Consider the following 20,480-nt stretch of genomic DNA (forward strand, 5'->3'; position numbering starts at 1 on the left):
GGACCGACGCGAAGCATTGGTGGAAACTCTGGGAGGAACAGCCTCCCACCGCTTGCTCATCGCCTTGGGCGAGTCGTGGAGACCGACCGTCCTGGGCACTCTGGCGGCCGCCGGCGTGCTGGCCGTCGCGGCCATTGGAGAAGTTCCGCTGCCGATCACCGGCTTCATCCTCACCGGGGCGGATATACGCGCGGCTTTGCCGCTGCTCGCCGCTGCACTGGCAGGTTCGCTCCTTCTGCTGATGTCCTTGTCTCTATTCCTGTTGAATCGGCGTTCGAGCGGCCGTGATCCTTCAAGCAGCGCCGTGAAACGGGGATTCCTCTTCCACGCGGCCTCCTGGGCCTTCCCCGTTTTCGCCGTCACCGTCATCGTCATTCCGTGGAACTTCCAGTTCAGGGAGACATGGGCGATCCTGACCACCTATATCGCGCAAGCCGGGGTGCTCCTTACCATCGCTCCCGCCATGAGCTCGCTGTCAGCGTGGATCGGACGTCGAATGTTCGCGCGAAAGCAGAGCGACTCCCCTTCAGCGATAGTCGGCGGGACGCGGCTGTCCGCCTATCCCAAATCGGCCTCCCGGCAGATCGCCGGCATAGCGGGGGCTTTCTTCGTCATGTTCTTCGCACTGGCCTATCAGGATAATTTCTCCGACGGGAACAACCTCGACCGGATCGAGTCGGAGCATGTGGGGCGCGAAGCGGCGATGTTGCGCTTCGACACCACGGCCTCAGCGGAGGACATCAACGACTATCTCGACGCGCTCCCCTCCGGTGCCGCCTTTTTCGGTGCCACAACCGCCATGGGGATGGACGCACGGTCCGATGTCTTCCTGACCGGTACCTGCGAAACGTGGGAAGCCGTCGGGACCGACTGCTCTGCCGTCACCGGTAAGGCGGAGGCCGTCACCGGTGATTCGTCGGGGGACGTGCTCCCCGTGGACGACGATCGAGTCCGATGGTGGGTCGACTCGAACTACCACGGCTTCGGCGATGACTCGCTGACGCTGAAGGTCGGCGATCCGGCGGAGGCCTACGTCGACGACAAGGGCGAACTGGATGGAGGCTTCGCGATCCTCGCGGTCTCCACTGACGGGGACGACCTCCCCCTGGCAGCGTTCAAGGCTCAGGGCACCGGATTTCCCACCGGGGTGGACGTCGGTTTCCCCGCGGGAGCGTCCGATCCCCAGACGACGCCGTTGGGCCAGCAAAGTCTTTGGCTGGTCCTCTTCGGAATTGTCGCCCTTGTTCTTCTCACCATGGCTTCGGCCTTCGCCTCGGCGGGCGAGTTCCTTCGCCAGGCTCGCGCGCTAGCGCCGATCGGCGTGCTGACCGGCGGTATAGCGACCTTCCGCGCCACCTCGTCCATCACGGTCCTCGTGCCCCTCTTCCTAGGTGCCGTGGTTGGCATCGGCATAGGAGGAACGGCCGGCAGCGTCATGCTGGCTTCGGGCGGAACGCTCTTCCGCGCCGAGGTCCTCGTCCCGACGCTCTCCGCGCTGCTCGTCTCATCCCTCGCCATGTGGTGGTGGTCGTCGAGCGTCGCCATCCGCGAGGCGCGGCGCTGGCGGCCGGGCAGGGGCGACTGATCCGCTCCCCATAGAATCGGGGAGCGACTCCCCTACCCCAGAGAGCGAACGCACGTGCACGAACTGGACCTCCGCACCCACGGCCGCGAGCTCGTCGAACGGCAATGGCTGTTGCCCGGCGAACGGATCATCGTCGCCGCGCCCTCATGGCGGCTTCCGCGCCTGCACGGGATCTCCAAGCCGCGCACGGACTTCTCCGACCACGTCCGCGAGACTTCCGCGAATGTCCGCCGTTTCGTCCGCATCGTGGTGGAGGAGGCCTTCTTCGCCAAGTCCACCGGCAACGCCATGCGGATCTTCATCAAACCCGACGTGGTTATCACCGGTCACGACGACGCGGAGGCCGCCGAGGCCGTCATCAACTACCTGCGGCTGAGCGGCCTCTGGGTGCTCACCGACCGGCGCCTCGCCTACCTCGTCCCCGACGGACAGGTCAAGAGCAGGAGACGAAGCGGCCTGCCCGACAACGCCGACCTCCCCGCTCCGGAGGACGTGGCGCTCTCGACCGCCGCCGAGTTCGACGCCGACCGCTACCGCTACGCCGGCCTTCAGTCGGCCGGCCAGTACCACCTGGTCGAGTTCCCCGACGGCTCCACCATCGAGCTGGTCGACGCCGAAGGCTGACGGCGCGCACGAAAAAGCGGAGGCGACGCGCGTCGCCTCCGCTCGAGTCCTAACCGTCCGCTATCAGAACAGCAGGGCCGAGAGCTTCTTCCGGGCCGCGTTCACGGCCGGGTCGTCCGAGCCGGCGATGGAGAACAGCTCCACCAGGCGCACGCGGACACGCTCGCGATCCTCGCCGAAGGTCCTGGCGACGGTGCCCAGCAGACGGTCGAAGGACGCCTCCGGCTTCCCGGACAGCATCTCCAGGTCCGCCGCGTCGAGGGCCTTGTCGACGTCCTTGGGGTCGGCGTCGGCCTTCTCCACGGTGTCGGCCGGCAGGATGCCCGCCCTCCGCATGAGCTTGACCTGGGCGAGCCCGACCTCGGCGTCGTTCGAGCCGGGGTGGTTGTTCAGGTAGGTCTGGTAGGCCCGCTCGGCGGCGTCCAGCTCGCCGTTCATGAGCAGGTCGTCGGCGGCGCCCAGCTCCGGGTCGACCTGGGAGGCCGCTCCGACGCCGGCGGCCTGGGCGACCTTGTTGATCCAGTCCTGCAGCCCCTGCGGGGTCTGCGGGCCCTGGACGAGGTCGACGGGGCGCCCGCCCGCGAAGGCGACGAGCGCGGGGAGGCCCTGCAGCTGCAGCGCGGCGGCGAGCTGCTGGTTGTCCTGGACGTCGGCCTTGGCCAGGGTCCAGGCTCCTCCGGCGGCTCGCGCCATCTGCTCCAGCTGGTCGCGCGTGGCCACCGACTCGGGCATCTGGTCGGCCCAGAAGACGAGGACGACCAGAGAGTCGGTCGAACGCTCCATGACCTCGCTCTGGACGGTCGCGTCAGTAACGTCTACGGAAACCGCCCCGGCGGACGGGGCGCCGGCCGGCGCGGCGGGCATCCCCTCGGGCGCGCCGCCCTGCTGCTGGGCGGGACCGAGGGCGCTGAGGTCCACAGCGCCGCTGGCAAAGCGTGAAGGTACCTGGTCACTCATGGTTCCATTCTTTCATTCTTCTCACGGCCGCGCCAGCGTGGCGAGCCTGTTGTGGAGGGCGTTAAGCCGCGCGGACGGGCCGGACGCGATCGCCGGTCGTCCCGGCGACACGATGGTCGCGTCAAGCCGCGCGGACGGGCCTCTCCCGGTCATCGGCCGGCGGCCTCGTCGCGCCCCTTGACGGCGAGCGAGTCGGCCCGCTCGTTGCCGGGGTCGCCGGCGTGCCCCTTGACCCAGTGCCATTCGATGTCGTGTTTCGCGGCGGCCTCGTCGAGGCGGCGCCAGAGGTCCTCGTTCTTCACCGGCGTCTTCTTGGACGTCTTCCACCCGTTGCGCTTCCATCCGGCGATCCACGACGTGATCCCGCCGCGCACATAGGAGGAGTCGGTGTAGAGGTGGACGGTCATCGGACGGGTGAGGGCCTCGAGCGCCTCGATGGCGGCCGTCAGCTCCATCCGGTTATTGGTGGTCTCCTCCTCGGCGCCGTAGAGGTCCTTCTCGACGCCCTTATAGGACAGGAAGGCGCCCCACCCGCCGGGGCCGGGATTGCCCGAGCAGGCGCCGTCGGTGTAGATGACCACGAGGTCTTCGTCTGGTTGGGAAGTCACGGTAACGAGCTTAGCCGGTCAGCTCCCGCACTCCCTGGATCGCCATGATGACGCCGATGACGATGAACAGCGCGGCCGATCCGTAACGGATCGCCTTCTCCGAGACGCGCTTGGCGATCCAGGCCCCGGCGAAGACGGCGAGGATGTCGGCGAGGCTCATGCCGACGACCGCCCCGACCCAGACGCCGATGGGGTTCTCCTTGGCCGACAGGGTGATGGCGGCGAGCATGGTCTTGTCGCCCATTTCGGCGAGGACGATCGCGCCGACGACGGTGAGCAGGCCGGAGGTGCCGTACTTGACCTTAGCGTCCTCCTCCTCTTCCCCTTCGGGGCGCAGCGTCCACAGGCCGAAGGCGACGAAGACCAGGCCCGCGACGAGCGCGATCCAGTCGGTGGGGAGGAAGCTGCCGAGCGAAGCGCCGACGGCCACGGAGAGGCCGAAGAGGATCGACGTGGCGATGAGGATGCCGGCCACGACGGTGGACTTGCGGTAGCGGGTGGCGAAGCTCATCGCCATCAGCTGGCTCTTATCGCCGAACTCGCCGATGAAGACCAGGGGAAATGAGGCGGCGACCGCCGTCAGAATGCCTGTGGTCATGGGAACCTTCCTGGTGGGGGCGCCAGGATGAGAACGAACTCGGCCTGACGCTGGGCGTGCGTACTAGGCCGAGAGTCTCGTTCACCCCTCTCGGGGCCGCAGGACCGGGCTCGAAGCCAGTGTGTCGACCCTGCGATTGGGGAACTACTCCCCCTCGTGCGATTCCATTCTAATCTCCGGGGGCGCGAAGTCGTCCCCGGTCGTGACCAATGCCTCAGAAACGGAGGAGGGGCGGCCGAGGCCGCCCCTCCTCCGATCGGTGTCTAGTAGCCCGCGGGCTCCCGGTAGGTGCCCCACTCCTCCTTGAGGGCGCCGCAGATCTCGCCCAGGGAGGTCTCGACGCGGGCGGCCTCCAGGATCGGCTCGATCATGTTGGCGCTGCCGCGCGCGGCGGTGCGGATGTTCTCCAGGGCGGCCTCGACGGCGGCGTTGTCGCGCTCCGCGCGCCGCTGCCCGAGCAGGCGGTTCTGCTCGCGCTCGACCTCGTGGGAGATGCGCAGGATGTCCAGTTCCTTGGAGACGGACTCGGTGCCGGTGGTGACGCCGACGATGTTCTTCCTCTTGGCCTCGAGGTCCTGCTGGTAGCGGAAGGACGACTCGGCGATCCGGTTGGTGAACCAGCCCTCCTCGATGCCGCGGAGGATGCCGGAGGTGACCGGGCCGATCTCGTGGCGGCCCATGCCGTCCTTGGCGATCTCGGCGGCCGACCCGTCGCCCGACTCCCCGCCGAGGGCGAGGATCTGGCGGAAGATCTCGTCGGCCGCGGCCTCGATCTTGTCGGTCAGCGCCTCGATGTACCACGAGCCGCCCAGCGGGTCGGCCACGTTGGTCACGCCGGTCTCCTCGCGGATGACCGACTGGGTGCGCAGCGCGATCTCGGCCGACTCGTCGGTCGGCAGCGCGAGGGTCTCGTCGAGCGCGTTCGTGTGCAGAGAGTTCGTTCCGCCGAGGATCGCGGCGAGCGCCTCGGTGGCGGTGCGGACGACGTTGTTGTACGGCTGTTGGGCCGTCAGCGAGACGCCGGCGGTCTGGGTGTGGAACCGCAGCCACTGGGCGCGTTCGCTGGTCGCTCCGTAGGTGTCGCGCAGCCAGCGGGCCCAGATGCGGCGGGCGGCGCGGAACTTGGCGATCTCCTCGAAGAAGTCGATGTGCGAGTCGAAGAAGAACGACAGGCCCGGGGCGAAGACGTTGACGTCGAGGTCGCGGGAGAGTCCCAGTTCGACGTAGGAGAAGCCGTCGGCGAGGGTGAAGGCCAGCTCTTCGGCGGCGGTCGCCCCGGCCTCGCGGATGTGGTACCCGGAGACCGACAGCGGCTTGTAGCGCGGGATGTTCGCGCTGGTGTACTCCATGAGGTCGCCGATGAGCCGCAGGTGCGGCTTGGGCGGGAAGAGCCACTCCTTCTGGGCGATGTACTCCTTGTGGATGTCGGTCTGGAGCGTGCCGTCGAGCTTGGAGAGGTCGGCGCCCTGCCTCTCGGCGGCGGCGAGGTAGAAGCAGAAGGCGGGGACGGCCGGACCGGAGATGGTCATGGACGTCGTGATGTCCTGGAGCGTGATGTCCTTGAAGAGGACTTCCATGTCGGCGACGGAGTCGATGGCGACTCCGCAGTGGCCGACCTCGCCCCGGGAGGCGTCTTCGTCGGAGTCGCGTCCCATCAGGGTGGGCATGTCGAAGGCGACCGAGAGCCCGCCGCCGCCGGCGGCGAGGAGCATCTTGTAGCGCTCGTTGGTCTGTTCGGCGTTGCCGAATCCGGAGAACTGGCGGATGGTCCACTGGCGACCGCGGTAGCCGGTGGGATAGAGCCCTCGGGTGTAGGGGAACTCGCCGGGCCAGCCTATCCCTTCGAACCGGGGGTCGTCCTGGCCTTCGGGCGGCGAGTAGAGCGGGTCGAGCTCCATGCCGGACAGGGTGGTGAAGTCGGCGTCCCTTTTGGGGGCGGCGTCGTAGCGTTCCTGCCACCGTTTGCGTCCGGCGGCGATCTCGTCAGAGTTCATCGTCTTTGAATCCTCCTCTTCCCCCATCGTACTTTAACGATCGTTCAGGTTCGAGCCGCGGCTCACCATCCGGACCCTGGACCGCAGACGGGTGCGAACTGTCACATTCGGGGCGGCGCGAGGCGTCCCCGGGAGGTCAACGATAGAGCCCTCGGACGGAGCGGATCCGGTCTTTCGGACCACCGGGGCCCGGGTTCTGTGACATCGTCGACCTGAATGGACGACGAAAGGGTGTGCCCCATGGAAGCCAAGAAGCTAACGGCCGAGTTCGTCGGCACCTTTGTCCTGGTGTTCGCCGGCGTCGGGGCGGTCGTGTTCGGGATCCAGCTCAGCGGTGTGGTCGGGGTGGCCCTGGCGTTCGGACTGGCGCTTCTGGCCATGGTCTACGCGGTCGGGCCCGTCTCCGGCTGCCACATCAACCCCGCGGTCACCATGGGCATGTGGGTCACCGGCCGCCTGTCGATCAGGGAAGCGGCCGGATACTGGGGCGCTCAGATCCTCGGCGGCATCGCCGCGGCGGCTCTGATCAAGTTGACGGTCTCCGCCGGCGGCGTCATGGACCAGTCCACGGGCATGGGGGCCAACTCCTACGGTGTGACCGTCAATCTGACCGGCGCGCTGATCGTCGAGATCGCCCTGACGTTCGTGCTGGTGTTCGTGGTCCTCGCCGTGACGGGCAAACTGGGGTCCACGCCCGTGTCGGGAGTGGCCATCGGGCTCACTCTGACGGTCGTCCACATCCTCGGCATCCCGCTGACCGGCACGTCCGTCAACCCGGCGCGCTCGATCGGGCCGGCGCTGTTCGCGGGCGGCGAGGCCATGGGGCAGCTGTGGGTGTTCATCGTGGCGCCGCTGCTGGGCGGACTGCTGGCCGCGGTCGTGTACCCGCTGGTCTACGGGCTGGACAGGTCTCAACTGTCGGAGGACGCGGGGCCGGAGCCGGGGCAGGCCTAGGGACCGCAGTCGCAGCCCTCGCAGCAGGTTTCGCAGCACCGCCCGCAGCCTCGGCAGCAGCCCCGGCAGGCGGTCTCGCAGCAGCATTGTTGCCCCTCGCACCCGCATTCGCCTTTGCAGCAGCCTTGGCGTTTCTTGCGAGACCAGGGCCCCTCGTACTCCTCGGCCCAGCACCACTCTCCCGTGCAGCACATCCCGGCCGCGGGGCAGAGTCCCTCGACGAACCCGCGGCGTTCGCGGACGGGTTCGCAGTCGGCCGCGTCGGGATCGGCTCCGGCCAGGGCGTGCGGGGCCAGGTGGGCGAACAGTGCGTGGACCAGGGTGCCGTCTCGCCATGCGAGCGATTCCAAGCCCTCTCTGACCTTTGCCATCTCCCGCGAGGCGGCCTGGAATCCCTCCGCGGGGGTGAGGCCGTGGGCCTCCAGGGGATTCCACCGTCCGCCGGCGCGATCGTCGGCGAAGTCCTCCACCGCGTCCAGCAGGTGCGCGGCCGCGCCGAAGCGGTGGCCCGCCTCGGCCAGGGCATTGCGGTCGGCTCCGTCCGCCCAGTGGGAGGTGTGGGCGAAGAGCAGCGAGGTGGCGCGGGCGCTGGGGGCCACGGCCTCCATGAGGTCGGCGGCCGACCGTTCGGCCTCGCCGTGGTCGCGCAGCTGGGCGAACAGCGGCTCCACCTCGAGTTCGACGCGCTCCCCGAGGCGCCGCGCCCGGTCGGCGAGGGAACGGGCGGCTCGGGAGGAGAGGCCGCGTCCGAGCCCCGTCCGGGACAGTCCGTCGCCGTCCTCGACGTGGTCCCGGATCTTGGCGGAGGCCAGCGCGAGGGAGGCGAAGGCGGCGAGGTCGACACCAGGGCCTTCAGGTATGGACTGTTTCCGCATCCCGCGCAGGGCGCATCGCCCGGCCTCGCGCTCAGTGGTCGGCGTCCGCGCCTCGACCAGGACGGAGAGTGCGATCGTGTCGCAGTTCGTCACCAGCCGCGGCCACTGGCCGGCCGAGTCGGAGATGGCCAAGCACTGGCCGCAGTAGTGTCCCATCCAGCGTGAGAACCGCTCCGGACCGAGCTGGACGGAACAGGGTTTGAGCAGACCGAACAATGTGGCCTCCGGGATGTTCGCGGGCTGGCGGGAAAGTGTGTTCAGGGGGCACGGGCGGCTCGGCCCCGTTTCGGACCGGAGGGCGACGCTCCATTATGGGCCGGGTATCGGCGGACCCCGTTCGGCGCCGGTGTGCGGCGGGCGGCTCGGTCAGCAACTGCAGTCGCAACCGCAGTCGCCGCAGCAGCCGTCCTCGCCGCAGCAGCTGCAGCAGTTGCAGCAGTCCCCGCAGCCGGAGCAGTCGCACTGGTGGCAGCAGCCCTCTCGCGGCTGCCCGGACCAGGGCCCCTGGAACTCGGAGGCCCAGCACCACTGACAGGTGCAGCAGACGAAGGACGCGGCGCAGAGCCCCTCGAAGAAGCCCTTCGGGGTCCCGTAGCGGGTCCGGTGCTCCTTCGGGCGTTCGGGGTCGATCCGGGCCATGGCGTGGGGCGCCAGGTGCGCGAACATCATGTGGACGAGCGAGCCCTCACGCCAGTGCAGGTCGGCGAGCGAGTCGCGGAGCCGGTCCAGGAATCCGCCCGCGGCGGCGAAGCCCTCGGACGGGGTCAGGTCGTGGGCGGCCAGCGGGTTCCAGCGGCCCTTCTCGGCGTCCTCGGCGAAGTCCTCCACCGCGTCCAGCACGTGGGCGGCCATCCCGAACTGGAAGCCGGCCTCGGCGAGCGCGGAGCGGTCGACGGCCTCCTCGGACCAGCCTGCCGTCCGCGAGAAGAGGTAGGCCGTGGCGCGGGCCGACGGGGTTACGGCCTCGAGGAGGTCGCGGCTGTCGCGTTCGGCGGCGTCGTGGTCGTTGAGCAGGGTGAACAGGTCGTCGGCGTCGATGGAGACTCTCTCGCCCAGGCGGTGGGCGTGGTCGCGGAGCGAGCGGGAGGCGCGCGTCGACAGGCCTCGGCCCCAGCGGGATCCGGCGAAGCCGTCACCGTCGGCGCGGTGGTCGTCGATTTTGGCGGAGGCGAGTGCGACGGAGGCGAAGGCGGCTAGGTCGACACCCGGCCCTTCGGGTATCGCCTGTTTCCGCATGCCGCGCAGGGCACAGCGTCCGGCCTCACGCTCGGTGGTCGGCGTCTGGGCCTCGACCAGGACGGAGAGCGCGACGGCGTCGCAGTTGGTCACCAGCCGCGGCCACTGGCCGGCGTGGTCCGAGATCGCCAGGCACTGGCCGCAGTAGTGGCCCATCCAGCGCGAGAAGCGCTCGGGGCCGAGCATGGCGGAACAGGGTTTGAGCAGACCGAACACAGTGGCCTCCGGGGAAGTGGTACGCGGGCTCCCATCATGGTAGCCAAGGTGCGCAACGCGGCCGTAGTCTGGAGCCATGGGCGGGTTCCACTATTCGAAAGAGGCTCCGGGCGGGGGATGGCTGGAAATCCCCATTGGTTCGGTGCGCGCCTACAAGGTCATCCACATTAGGCGCGAGGACGGCCTGGACCTGCTCAAGGTGGAGTTGGCGGATCGCACGCCGCTCAGCCTGACGGTGGAGAGCCTGGTGGTCGGCAGCGATGACCCGATCCGGATAGTCAGCAAGCAGACCAGTCGGGGATGGCGGACCGAGTACCGGTCCGCCATGGGGCCGGGTCAGATCTTGACTGTGAAGTCCATGTCCGTGCGTAAGGGGAACAACCTCAAATGGTACGACTACCTGCGCCTCGACGTGGAGGAGTGGATCGAGGACGGGTATGCGCATCCCCTGGGGTGGGAGGCTGAGGCCCACATAGTGTTGGGCGGGTAGAGCCTCGACGAATCGCCGCGAGGCAGTCCGGGCGGCGGCCGTCGGACAGGGCCCGCGGCCGGGCCGGGATCGACCTCCAGGCTGGTCTCAGCATCCGGGCAAGGTTCGGCAGCCGGATTCCGGAACCGGTCGAAGCCGTGCGACCGGAGACGTCGGGCGCGGCCCCGGCCGATTCCGGACCAGATGACGCGGGTCCCTCGGCCGAGTCCGCAACCGAGCGGGACCTATTTCTCCCGCCAGGCGCGGAAGGCCTCCAGCTCGACGGCCACGAGCTGTCCGGGCATCATCAGCTGCGCGACGCTGACGACCGTGGCGACGGGCTTGACCACGCCGAACATCTCGCCGTGGACCCGCCCGACGGGATCGGCGTGCGAGGGGTCGATGAGGTAGATGCGGCTGCGCACCACGTCGGCGATGCCGGCTCCGGCGTCGACGACGGCGTCCAGGGCGAGGCGGAACGCCTCCCGCGCCTGGGCCGGGGGATCCTCCAGGATGGTCGGATCGGTGACGACGTCGGCGGCGCAGGCGCTGGTCAGCACCAGCGGCCCGACTCCGACGGCCTTCGCGTACCCGTACAGGTCGGCCCACGGCCCCGTTTCCTCGACGCGCTTCAAGATGGTCATGATGGCACCCTTCCCCCAAGTGTCGGTTCGCTGGATTAACGAGCGGGTAAGGGTGTTGGTGACGCTCCCGAAGCGGTGACCCGTGCCCCGTAAGGCTAAGGACTTGTGTCCGTAAGCCTCTCGGTCCCGGCGGCGCACCTCCTCGGTCGAGTCGGGAAGGAAGGCCAGGGTCGCGTCGAGGAGCTCCCGGGCCGCCCCGGTCTCGGCGGCGCAGAAGCGGATCCACTGCGGCAGGACCCGCAGGGCCGCCGGCGCGTGGGAGGCGTCGAACTCGCACAGGCACGCGGCGGCCATCTGGCAGCGCTTGGGCGAGATCGACAGTTCGGTGCCGGGCGGGCCGGTGATCCACCGTTCGGCGATCAGATAGGGCAGCGAGTCGGGCTCCGCGAGGCCGGCGGGGGCCTCGAACTCCTCCGCGAACCGGGCGAGGAGTTCCTCGACGTCGGGCCTAGCGGCCTCGGCGCGGCGGGAGTCGGGGACGGTGATCCCCCTGGCCCGCAGGGACTCCAGCACGAGGTGAACCCGCGCCTGGGAACGGAAGTGGTCCTCGTACAGCTCGGCCAGACCGTGCGGGTCCGCCCAGTCGAAGGGGTCGTTCACCTGGTCGAGGAAGTGCAGCTGCTCGCTGGACTCGACCTGGCGCGGGGCCTCGAAGACCGCTCGGGCGCGGGCGGCCTCGAAGGCGTCCTCCAGGAAGTCGTACTCCCGGGCGTGGGTGACGTGCCCGTAGTTCGAGTGGTCTATGTGGACTAGATAGGCGTGCTCCTCGCCGCGTGCGGGGTTGACGAAGCGGGCCGCGAGGGCGAACTCGTCGCCGTACTCGCTGACCATGGCGTAGACCGGGCCGCCGTCGTGTTCCCAGCTCTCGTCGACCCAGTGGGGCAGGAACTTCCTGTCGTAGTCCGGCATCAGAGGCAGGGCCTCGCGCAGCGCTCTGTCGAGGTCGGGGACGCAGAACTTGGGGACGAATCCGCGCAGGACGGCGGCGGTGCAGTAGAGGACGCGCGAGCGGCCCGGGGCGGCAGCGAAGCGTCCGACCTCGGGGACGACGGCGTCCACCAGCAGTTCGTGGAAGAGGTGGACGGTCGAGGCGTCGACGTCGTCGCCCAGGTTCTCCGCCAGCCGCTCGGCGATCCAGCGTCCCGTCGTCTCCTCGGCCGCGGACAGCGACTCCTCCCCCGCGACGGAGTAGTCGGCGAGCAGTTCGTCGGCGGCGTCGGCCATCCAGTCGGTGACGGGCCCCTGTGGACCGTAGACCGAGTCGTGGAACGGGTCGAGGAGATAGCGGTCCTTCGGGGCGGGGAGGAAGTTGTGCGGGCCCTCGCCCGGAGAGGGCTTGCGGCGGACGGGCTTCTTGGCGCTCTTGCGATTTCGTTTCCTAGGTGCACCCATGGTTACCTCGTTAGGCCGGCGATTGGGGATCACCGGGTCTAACGAGGCGGGGCCCCATAAGTTGCGCGGAGCGTCCACTCCGTCCGGAGGCCTCAGGGGACGGTGAGGATCTCCAGGTGGTGGCCGTTGGGATCGTCGAAGTAGACGCCGCGGCCCCCGTTCATGGAGTACGTCTCGCCCTCTCCCGACCGGTCGGGGCCGGCCCGGTACGGCACGCCCTTCTCCTTCAGCCGAGCGAAGACGTCGTCGAAGTCCTCTTCCGAGACGTGGAAGGCGTAGTGCTGCGGAGCCGGACGGTCCTGGTCGGGGTTGTGCTCCATGGAGGCTATGTCGATGTCGATTTCGTTGGCGCACTTGATCTGCAGAAAGGGTCCGACCTCGATCGAATCCACTCCGAAGACCTCGCGCCACCACGCGGCGGTGGCGTCGCGGTCGTCGGTCCAGACTATGGTGTGGTTCAGCTTGAGTTCCATGGCGGAAAATTAACACCGACTCGCTTGGGGCGCACGGTCTTCGTCCATGCGCCCGCAAAAACCGGGGTCGGGAGGGTCATCCTCCGTAGGGGACGGTGATGATCTCCAGGTCGTGGCCGTTGGGGTCGGCGAAGTAGACGCCCCGTCCGCCGTCGTTGGTGTTGTACTCGCCCTTCCCGGATCCGTCTGGGTGGGCCCAGTAGGGGATGCCGCGGTCCTTCACCCGCGTGAAGACGGCGTCGAAGTCCCCTTCGGACACGAGGAAGGCGTAGTGCTGCGGGGCGGGCCGTCCCCGGTCCGGGTTGCTCCCGATGCCGCAGATGTCGAGGTCGACGCCGTTGGAGCAGGGGATCTGGAGGAAGGGGCCGAAGGGCTTCGTCGCGACGCCGAAGACGTCCGACCACCACTCGGCGGTGGCGTCGCGGTCGGCGGCCCAGACGATCGTGTGGTTGAAGGATAGGTCCATGGCCCGAGGATATCCGGGCGCCGGGGCCTCCGCGAGGCCTTTTACGACGATCCCGAGAGCTGCTGTCGTGGACGGCGGCCAGTCCGAAGCGCCGCGGGGAACGCGCGGCCTGAGATGCGGGCCGTTCTCCGTTCAGAGCGCCGCCCGTCCTATGACGCCACGGACGGGGACGCGGCTCCACCCGCGGCGACATGGGCACGGACGCGGTTCCGCCGGCGGCACCGCGGACGCGGACGCAGTACCGCCCGCGGCACCGTGGGCACGGCGCCGCGGGCGGACAGGTCGTTCTAGGACTCCGCGATGGCCCGGAGCGCCTCGGTGACGGAGAACTTCCCCTCGTACAGGGCGGTCCCGACGATGGCGCCCTCGACGCCGATCCCCGTCAGGCCGGCGAGCGTCCGCACATCGTCCAGCGAGGACACTCCCCCGGAGGCGATGACGGGTTTCTCGGTCTTGGAGCAGACGTGCCGCAGCAGATCCACATTGGGCCCCGACAGCATGCCGTCGGAGGCCACGTCGGTGACGACGTAGCGGGCGCAGCCGGCGGCCTCGAGGCGCTCCAGCACCTCGTCGAGCTCGCCGCCCTCGCGCGTCCAACCGCGCGCGGCCAGGCGGGTGCCGCGGACGTCGAGCCCGATGGCGACCTGGTCGCCGTACTCGGCGCAGACGCGGTCGCACCACTCGGGGTCCTCCAGGGCGGCGGTGCCGATGTTGACGCGGTCGGCGCCCGACTCCAGGGCGCGCTCCAGGCTCTCGTCGTCGCGGATGCCGCCGGAGAGCTCGACCTTCAGGTCGATCTGCGCGGTCACGTCCATCAGCACCGAGGCGTTGGAGCCGCGCCCGAAGGCGGCGTCCAGGTCGACCAGGTGCAGCCACTCGGCGCCCTGCTCCTGCCACGCCGTCGCGGCGAGCAGCGGATCGCCGTACTTCTTGCCGGTGCCGGCGACGCCCTGCACCAGCTGGACGGCCTGGCCGCCGACGACGTCGACGGCGGGAAGGAGTTGAAGTTCGCTCATAGTCTCTCGATCCAGTTGGCTAGGAGGCGGGCTCCGGCGTCGCCGGACTTCTCGGGGTGGAACTGCGTCGACGACAGCGAGCCGTACTCGACCGCGGCGATGAAGTCCTCCCCGTGGCGCGCGATGGCGGCGCGGGCACCGTCGGGGAGAGTCCCCTTGGCGCCGTAGGTGTGAACGAAATAGTACCGCTCGCCTGTCCCCAGCCCGTCGAAGAGGTCCAGCCCTCCGGGTTCGACGGTGTTCCACCCCATGTGCGGCAGGCGGGGAGCGCGTAGAGCGTCGACCGAACCCGGCAGGATCCCGATGCCCGGCACCGTCACCCCGTGCTCGGTGCCGGAGGAGAACATGACCTGGTGGCCCACGCAGATGCCGAAGACCGGGCGGTCGGCGCCGAACCGTTCTCGGACGACGCGGTCCACCCCCGACTCGGCGATGCCCTTCATGCAGGCGGCGAAGGCCCCCACGCCGGGGAGGACGAGGCCCTCGCAGCCCTCGGCGCGGTCGAGGTCGTCGGTCAGGGTCACCTTCGCCCCGGCGCGCTCCAGGGCGCGGTGGGCGGAGCGGAGGTTGCCCGAGCCGTAGTCGAACAGGACGACGTCGGGACCGGCGGTGGAGTCGGCTGTCACGGCGGTTTACCTTCCGTAGAGCAGGTAGAGGCCGTAGCCGAGGACCGCCAGCGCCACCACGGCGACGACGGCCGCGGCCGGCTTCTTCTCGTTGTTCTTCAGGCTGATGGCGCCTCCGAGCATGATGCCGGCGAGGGCCATGGTGAGGATCGGGACGATCGACTCGCTCACCTAGAGCACCCCCTTGGTCGAGGGGATCTGGTCGCCCTCGACGCGGGTGGCGGCGCGCAGCGCGCGGGCGAGCGCCTTGAACTGGCTCTCGACGACGTGGTGCGCGTCGGGCCGCTGACCCGGGTTGGAGGCGCGCAGGACGCTCACGTGGAGGCAGATCCTCGCGTTGTGCGCGAAGGACTCCAGCAGGTGGCGGGTCATGGTGGTCGGGTAGTCGCCGCCGATGGTGTCGGCCAGGTCGAGCGGCTCCTCGTGGACGCAGTAGGGGCGGCCCGAGATGTCGACGACGGCGCGGGAGAGCGCCTCGTCGAGCGGGACCACGGCGTCGGCGAAGCGGACCACCCCGCGCTTGTCGCCCAGGGCCTGGGCGAAGGCCTGGCCGAGGGCGATGGCGGTGTCCTCGATGGTGTGGTGGGCGTCGATGTGCAGGTCGCCCTCGGTCTTGACCGTGAGCCCGAACTGCCCGTGCTTGCCCAGCTGGTGCAGCATGTGGTCGTAGAAGCCGACGCCGGTGGAGACCTCCACCTCGGGCACGGCGGGGTCGAGGTCGAGGCGGACGTCGACCTTGGTCTCGCCGGTGTGGCGGCTGATGTGCGCGGTGCGGCTCATGTCGGGCCTTTCAGTCGTTGGCGAAGAGGTCGGGCCTCTTCCGGAGGGTGTCGCGGAGGGCCTCCAGGAAGGCGGTGGTCTCGTCCGGTGTTCCGGCGGTGATCCGCAGGCGTCCGGCCAGTCCGATGTCGCGGACGAGGACGCCGCGGTCGAGCAGTTCGCTCCAGACGGCGTGCGGGTCGGCCAGTCCGCCCATGAGGACGAAGTTGGCGTCCGAGTCGGCCACGGGCAGGCCCCAGTGGCGGACGGTCTCCACGATGCGGTCGCGCTGGGCGCGGAGCTGGTCGACCTCGGCCTGCAGCTCTCCGGCGCTGGCCAGGGCGCCGCGGGCGGCGGCCTGCGTGATGGCCGAGAGGTGGTAGGGCAGGCGGACCAGCAGCAGCGCCTCCACGACCGACGGGTCGGCCGCGAGGTAGCCCACGCGCGCGCCCGCGAAGGCGAAGGCCTTCGACATGGTGCGGGTGACGACCATGCGGGGCCGGCCGGCGAGGAGGTTGAGCGCGGTGGACTCGGGGTCGCGGGCGAACTCGGCGTAGGCCTCGTCGACGACGACCACCCCTCGTGCGGCCTCGTAGGCGGCGCGCACGGTCTCCGGGTCCAGCGCGGTGCCGGTCGGGTTGTTGGGCGAGACGAGGAAGACGACGTCGGGGTCGTGCTCCTTGACGCGCGCCGCGACGTACTCCGCGTCGAGCGTGTAGTCGCCGTGGCGGCCGGCGTCGGTGAAGGCGGTTCCGGTGCCGCGGGCCAGCAGCGGATGCATGGAGTAGGAGGGCATGAAGCCCAGCGCGGTGCGGCCGGGTCCGCCGAAGGCCTGCAGGAGCTGCTGCAGGATCTCGTTGGAGCCGTTGGCCGCCCATACGTTGTCGGCCTCCAGGCCGTGGCCGAGGTAGGCGGCCAGGTCCTCGCGCAGCGCCGTGGCGTCGCGGTCGGGGTAGCGGTTGAGGTGCTCCAGCTCGGCGCCGATGTAGGCGGCGATCCTGTCGCGGACGGCCTCGGAGAGCGCGTAGGCGTTCTCGTTGGTGTTGAGCGCCACCGGCACGTCGATCTGCGGGGCGCCGTAAGGCGACTTCCCCCGCAGGTCTTCGCGCAGCAGCGCCTCGATCTCGTGGTTCACGGGCGCTTTTCTCCGTCGTTCTCTTCTGCCGCCGCCGGCGGCGGCGGCGCCGTTCCTGCCGGCACCGCTTCGGGCGGCACTACTTCTGGAAGCGCGCCGCGACGGCCTGCCCGTGGGCGGGCAGGTCCTCGGACTCGGCGAAAGTCACGACCTCGGTCATGACCTCGCGCAGGGCCTCGGAGGAGTAGTCGACGACGTGCTGCGTGCGCAGGAAGGTGTACACCGACAGCCCGCCCGTGTGGCGGGCGCAGCCGCCGGTGGGCAGGACGTGGTTGGATCCGGCGCAGTAGTCGCCCAGGCTGACCGGCGAGTAGGGGCCGATGAAGATGGCGCCGGCGTTGGTGATGTCGTCGGCCAGCTCGTGCGAGTCGACCGCCTGGATCTCCAGGTGCTCGGCCGCGTAGGCGTTGGCGACGGCGACGGCCTCGTCCATGTCGGCGACCAGCACCGCGGCCGACTGCGGGCTGGTCAGGGCGGTGTGGATGCGCTCGTTGTGCCGGGCGTCGGGGACGCGCTCCTCCAGCTCGATGTCCACGGCCTTGGCCAGGGACGGCGAGTCGGTGATGAGGACGGCGGCGGCCGAGGGGTCGTGCTCGGCCTGGCTCATGAGGTCGACGGCCACGTGCGCCGGGTCGGCGGTGCGGTCGGCGACGATGGCGATCTCGGTGGGTCCGGCCTCGGCGTCGGTGGAGACCAGCCCGCGCACGGCGCGTTTGGCGGCGGCCACGTAGACGTTGCCCGGTCCGGAGACGACGTCCACCGGCTCGCACTCGTCGGTGCCGTAGGCGAACATGCCGACGGCGGCCGGGCCGCCCACGGCGTAGACCTCGTCGAGTCCGAGCATGCCCGCGACGGCGAGGATCCCCGAGTCGGGGAGTCCCCCGTTGCTCTCCTGCGCGGGGCTGGCCAGCGCGATGGAGTCGACGCCCGCCAGCTGGGCGGGGACGGCGTTCATGATGACCGAGGAGGCCAGCGGGGCGAGCCCGCCGGGCGCGTAGACGCCGACCCGGCGGACGGGGACGTAGCGCTCGTGCACGTTGGCGCCCGGGGCGACCTCGACGTGCTTGTTGTGGACGACCTGGGCCTCGTGGAAGGCGCGGACGCGGTTGATGGAGGTCTGGTAGGCCTCCCTCACGGCGGGGTCCAGGTTCTGGACGGCCTTCTTGATCTCCGCGCCCTCGACGCGCAGGGCCTGCAAGCGGACGCGATCGAACTTCTCGACGACGTCGACGACCGCCTCCGTGCCCCGGGTCCGGATGTCCTCGAGGATCGGATGGACGGCCTGCAGCGCGGAGGTCACGTCGACCTCGGCGCGCGGCATCAGCTCGGCGAGCTGACGGGTCGAGTGGGTTGATACACGGTTTGCTAGGTCTATGCGTCTCAACACGCCTCAAGCGTAACCGCCGACGAGCGCGGACGCACGCATTGAACCGGCATGTGGAAGGCGGTATGCCCCACTTGTCCGGTATGGTCGGACCGCTCGCGGCGGGCCGCCGGACGGCTCAGTCGGCGGGGCGCAGCCCGGCGTATCGCGACCAGCCGGACATGCCCGTGTAGACGAAGACGGCCACGAAGGCCATCACCGCGACGACACCCAGCTCTAGGTGCGAGAACACCTCCGTGTACCGCCCGGAGGAGAGCGCGTCCCAGGCGCCGGGCCCGTCGATCTCGGCCAGTTTGACCGTCGGCGGGCGCCACAGATGCCACCCGGCGGGGGCGGCCCGGACGGCCTCCCAGAAGCTGTTGAATTGCGTCACACCCCAGTGCCAGGACACGATCTGGTTGCCCAGGCACCCCGCCGCGAGGCCGAAGAGCATCAGTACTCCCCGGTAGCGGCGCAGCCGGTGCCAGACGATCACCGCGGCGAGAAGCCCCGCCACGGCCCCGGTGAGAGCGAAGGTCAGGTCGGCCGCGACGAACTGGTCGGGGTAGCGCTCGGCGGTGGCCCAGCCGCCCTCCCCGCGCGAGACGATCTCGACCCGGGGGGTGACCGCCTGCCACCACCAGGCCAGCGGGTAGCCCAGCGCGGTGAGCGCCAGGGCGGTCAGGAGGGCGACGCCGAAGGTCGCGCCGCGGCGGGGGCGCCTCCGGGACTCGGACCGCGGTTCGGCGGCGGCCTCCTCGGTGCCCTCCGACTGCTCGGCCGGGTTCTGCGAGGCCTGGATCGGGGATTCAGTCACGGTTCAAATAGTGCCACAGGCCCGGCGGCGGCCGACGGCCAAGTCGCGCATGGCCGGTGCTCCGGCACTGGGCGCGGGGCCGGATGGTCGCCTAGTAGCCGTCGATGATCTTGGCGGCGGCCTCGTACCAGGCGTTGCGGGTCTGGTCGCGCAGGGCGGAGAACTCGATCTTGGCCCCCGGCTCCAGCGCCGGGTCGTAGGGCACCACGGCGACGTCCTTGGTGCGGGAGGAGAAGTGCGCGCTCAGGTCCTGCAGGAGCGGCCCCGGGTTCGGGGTCGGCAGCGACAGGAGCGTGACCGCGTCCTTGACGAGGTGGCCGTACCCGTTCTCCTCCAGGAGGTCCAGCATCCAGTCGGCGCTGAAGGCCGCGTCCTCGCGGGGAACGGTGGTGACCACGAGCCGGTCGGCCGAGGAGACGACGGTGCGCCAGTTGTGGCTCTCCACGTTGTTCCCCGTGTCGATGCACACTAGTTCGTGTGTGCGCGTGAGGATGTCGAGCATCCGCAGGACCGTGGTCGGATCGAGTTTCAGCTGCAGCTTGGGGTCCTCGTCGCCGGCGAGGACGTCGAAGGAGCCGTCCGCCGAGTGGCGCAGGAACTCGTCGAGGTGCTCGGGCAGCTGGACCCCCGCGGCCTCGACGCGGTCGAGGTGCTCGACCAGGTGGCGGATGGTGCGGCCGTGCCGGGCCGACCCCGCCCGCAGTCCCAGGGTCCCGCGCAGTTCGTTGTCGTCCCAGGCGATCACGCCGCTCTGCTGGGCGCCCCCGGCGGAGCGGGCGCTGCCCAGGGCCGCCGCGGTGAGCACCGTGGCGGTGGTCTTGTGGACGCCGCCCTTGGGGTTGATGAAGGCGATGACGCGCGAGCGGCCCATGGGGCGGCGCAGCGCGTTGAGGACGGCCGGGTCGGCCTGGCCTCCGCCGCGCGGGTCGCGCGGCGGGGTGAGGGTCGGAGTCGGGGCGACGGCGCGCTGTGCGGCCGGGGCCGCTTGAGGCGCTTGCGGAGCCGCGGACCGGGCGGGAGAGCCGTAGACGTTGGGCTGCGACTGGGCGGGGGGTTGCTGCCGCTGCGGCGGCAGGCCGCGGCGCTGCTGCGGAGGCGGAGGCGAGGCAGTCCTGGGCCGCGACGGCTCCCGGGGTTCCTCGGCGGGGCCGGGCTCCTGGGACTTGTTTCGGCCGCGAGAGAGGAAACTCCTCCACCGGGACGTCGACGTCCGCCTCGGTTCCTTCCACCCTTCCGGCGTAGCCACGAGCCAAGCCCTCCTTCCTGGAAAGATTGTATTACGTCTCTCCGTACGCACTTCTGGCTATACGATCCCACAACCGGCCGCGCACGTACAGGCCCGGAGGGCCTGGGCGGCGGCGCCGCCGGCAGGGCGGTCGACGCGGGGGCGGGGCGCTCGCAGGGCGACGGCCACCCCATTACAACACAGTCACGAATAGGCCACGGCAAGGAATCGCCGGGTGAAGGTGAGTCGCTCTGCACAATCGTCCAGGGGCGACCCTCCGACCCGGACCCTGCCCCTTGTAGAGCTCCGCGGCGTCTGTGAGAATAATGTCAAAGAATCCACCAGTCGTGGGCGTAGGTCACGGGCATGCCTCACAGTTGAGACCACCTATCCGAGTCGTGGCCCCCAACGGCGCCGCGTCGCCGCGGAGACGGCACCCCGCCCCGCG

General features: G+C 70.0%; 21 protein-coding genes. 4 read left to right on the top strand and 17 right to left on the bottom strand.

The features are described from left to right. The first annotated feature begins 52 nt into the window (after positions 1 to 52). Positions 53 to 1,585, top strand: coding sequence for a hypothetical protein (locus ACFTE1_RS14010; protein WP_380619386.1), 1,533 nt, complete (start codon positions 53 to 55; stop codon positions 1,583 to 1,585). 54 nt (positions 1,586 to 1,639) lie between these two features. Beyond that, positions 1,640 to 2,209, top strand: a complete 570-nt coding sequence (locus tag ACFTE1_RS14015) for a hypothetical protein (RefSeq protein WP_380619384.1) — start codon at positions 1,640 to 1,642, stop codon at positions 2,207 to 2,209. Positions 2,210 to 2,272: 63 nt separating this feature from the next. On the opposite strand, the gene ACFTE1_RS14020 is transcribed toward ACFTE1_RS14015, so the two are convergent. The 4 genes from ACFTE1_RS14020 to ACFTE1_RS14035 all read right to left on the bottom strand — a co-directional run bounded on the left by ACFTE1_RS14020 (position 2,273) and on the right by ACFTE1_RS14035 (position 6,366). Beyond that, positions 2,273 to 3,166, bottom strand: coding sequence for a co-chaperone YbbN (locus ACFTE1_RS14020; RefSeq protein WP_380619382.1), 894 nt, complete (start codon positions 3,164 to 3,166; stop codon positions 2,273 to 2,275). 149 nt (positions 3,167 to 3,315) lie between these two features. Continuing rightward, positions 3,316 to 3,774, bottom strand: a complete 459-nt coding sequence (gene rnhA / locus ACFTE1_RS14025; RefSeq protein WP_380619380.1) for a ribonuclease HI — start codon at positions 3,772 to 3,774, stop codon at positions 3,316 to 3,318. 10 nt (positions 3,775 to 3,784) lie between these two features. Continuing rightward, positions 3,785 to 4,372, bottom strand: a complete 588-nt coding sequence (locus ACFTE1_RS14030; RefSeq protein WP_380619378.1) for a TMEM165/GDT1 family protein — start codon at positions 4,370 to 4,372, stop codon at positions 3,785 to 3,787. Positions 4,373 to 4,635: 263 nt separating this feature from the next. After that, positions 4,636 to 6,366: an acyl-CoA mutase large subunit family protein gene (locus ACFTE1_RS14035; protein ID WP_380619373.1), complete on the bottom strand. Its 1,731-nt coding sequence runs from the start codon at positions 6,364 to 6,366 to the stop codon at positions 4,636 to 4,638. A gap of 240 nt (positions 6,367 to 6,606) precedes the next feature. Between ACFTE1_RS14035 and ACFTE1_RS14040 the strand changes: the two genes are divergently transcribed. Beyond that, positions 6,607 to 7,320: an aquaporin gene (locus ACFTE1_RS14040; RefSeq protein ID WP_380619369.1), complete on the top strand. Its 714-nt coding sequence runs from the start codon at positions 6,607 to 6,609 to the stop codon at positions 7,318 to 7,320. On the opposite strand, the gene ACFTE1_RS14045 is transcribed toward ACFTE1_RS14040, so the two are convergent. Further along, positions 7,317 to 8,411 (bottom strand): DUF5685 family protein, encoded by a 1,095-nt coding sequence (locus ACFTE1_RS14045; RefSeq protein WP_380619367.1) that lies wholly within the window; start codon positions 8,409 to 8,411, stop codon positions 7,317 to 7,319. The genes ACFTE1_RS14040 and ACFTE1_RS14045 overlap by 4 nt on opposite strands. Before the next feature lie 150 nt (positions 8,412 to 8,561). Then, positions 8,562 to 9,647: a DUF5685 family protein gene (locus ACFTE1_RS14050; protein WP_380619365.1), complete on the bottom strand. Its 1,086-nt coding sequence runs from the start codon at positions 9,645 to 9,647 to the stop codon at positions 8,562 to 8,564. Positions 9,648 to 9,723: 76 nt separating this feature from the next. Here ACFTE1_RS14050 and ACFTE1_RS14055 point away from each other — a divergent pair, with 76 nt between their 5' ends. Next, the gene (locus tag ACFTE1_RS14055; protein ID WP_380619363.1) at positions 9,724 to 10,137 is read left to right on the top strand and encodes a hypothetical protein; all 414 of its coding nucleotides are present in this window, start codon (positions 9,724 to 9,726) and stop codon (positions 10,135 to 10,137) included. Positions 10,138 to 10,361: 224 nt separating this feature from the next. Here ACFTE1_RS14055 and ACFTE1_RS14060 read toward each other — a convergent pair whose 3' ends face one another. The 11 genes from ACFTE1_RS14060 to ACFTE1_RS14110 all read right to left on the bottom strand — a co-directional run bounded on the left by ACFTE1_RS14060 (position 10,362) and on the right by ACFTE1_RS14110 (position 20,053). Next, positions 10,362 to 12,152, bottom strand: a complete 1,791-nt coding sequence (locus ACFTE1_RS14060; protein ID WP_380619361.1) for a Rid family hydrolase — start codon at positions 12,150 to 12,152, stop codon at positions 10,362 to 10,364. A 92-nt stretch (positions 12,153 to 12,244) separates the two neighbouring features. Next, positions 12,245 to 12,625 carry a VOC family protein gene (locus ACFTE1_RS14065; protein WP_380619359.1) on the bottom strand — a complete coding sequence of 127 codons (381 nt, stop codon included), beginning with the start codon at positions 12,623 to 12,625 and terminating at the stop codon, positions 12,245 to 12,247. A 76-nt stretch (positions 12,626 to 12,701) separates the two neighbouring features. Further along, positions 12,702 to 13,091, bottom strand: a complete 390-nt coding sequence (locus tag ACFTE1_RS14070; protein ID WP_380619357.1) for a VOC family protein — start codon at positions 13,089 to 13,091, stop codon at positions 12,702 to 12,704. A gap of 287 nt (positions 13,092 to 13,378) precedes the next feature. Further along, a complete protein-coding gene (gene priA / locus ACFTE1_RS14075; protein ID WP_380619355.1) occupies positions 13,379 to 14,107 on the bottom strand; it encodes a bifunctional 1-(5-phosphoribosyl)-5-((5-phosphoribosylamino)methylideneamino)imidazole-4-carboxamide isomerase/phosphoribosylanthranilate isomerase PriA in 729 nt (242 codons plus the stop codon). Continuing rightward, entirely contained in the window at positions 14,104 to 14,733 is a 630-nt protein-coding gene (hisH, locus tag ACFTE1_RS14080; protein ID WP_380619353.1) for an imidazole glycerol phosphate synthase subunit HisH, read from the bottom strand. The genes priA and hisH overlap by 4 nt, the downstream gene beginning before the upstream one ends. Before the next feature lie 6 nt (positions 14,734 to 14,739). Beyond that, a complete protein-coding gene (locus ACFTE1_RS14085) occupies positions 14,740 to 14,904 on the bottom strand; it encodes a hypothetical protein (RefSeq protein WP_380619351.1) in 165 nt (54 codons plus the stop codon). After that, positions 14,905 to 15,513: an imidazoleglycerol-phosphate dehydratase HisB gene (hisB, locus tag ACFTE1_RS14090; protein WP_380619349.1), complete on the bottom strand. Its 609-nt coding sequence runs from the start codon at positions 15,511 to 15,513 to the stop codon at positions 14,905 to 14,907. Positions 15,514 to 15,523: 10 nt separating this feature from the next. After that, on the bottom strand, positions 15,524 to 16,627 hold the full coding sequence (locus tag ACFTE1_RS14095) for a histidinol-phosphate transaminase (RefSeq protein ID WP_380619347.1): 1,104 nt from the start codon (positions 16,625 to 16,627) through the stop codon (positions 15,524 to 15,526). Positions 16,628 to 16,706: 79 nt separating this feature from the next. Then, positions 16,707 to 18,014 carry a histidinol dehydrogenase gene (hisD, locus tag ACFTE1_RS14100; protein WP_380619345.1) on the bottom strand — a complete coding sequence of 436 codons (1,308 nt, stop codon included), beginning with the start codon at positions 18,012 to 18,014 and terminating at the stop codon, positions 16,707 to 16,709. Positions 18,015 to 18,129: 115 nt separating this feature from the next. Beyond that, positions 18,130 to 18,807, bottom strand: a complete 678-nt coding sequence (locus tag ACFTE1_RS14105) for a hypothetical protein (protein ID WP_380619343.1) — start codon at positions 18,805 to 18,807, stop codon at positions 18,130 to 18,132. A 91-nt stretch (positions 18,808 to 18,898) separates the two neighbouring features. Continuing rightward, on the bottom strand, positions 18,899 to 20,053 hold the full coding sequence (locus tag ACFTE1_RS14110) for a MinD/ParA family ATP-binding protein (RefSeq protein WP_380619341.1): 1,155 nt from the start codon (positions 20,051 to 20,053) through the stop codon (positions 18,899 to 18,901). Positions 20,054 to 20,480 lie beyond the last annotated feature (427 nt).

The sequence above is a fragment of the Salininema proteolyticum genome, from assembly GCF_042685645.1.
GTDB classification, from domain to species: domain Bacteria; phylum Actinomycetota; class Actinomycetes; order Mycobacteriales; family Micromonosporaceae; genus Salininema; species Salininema proteolyticum.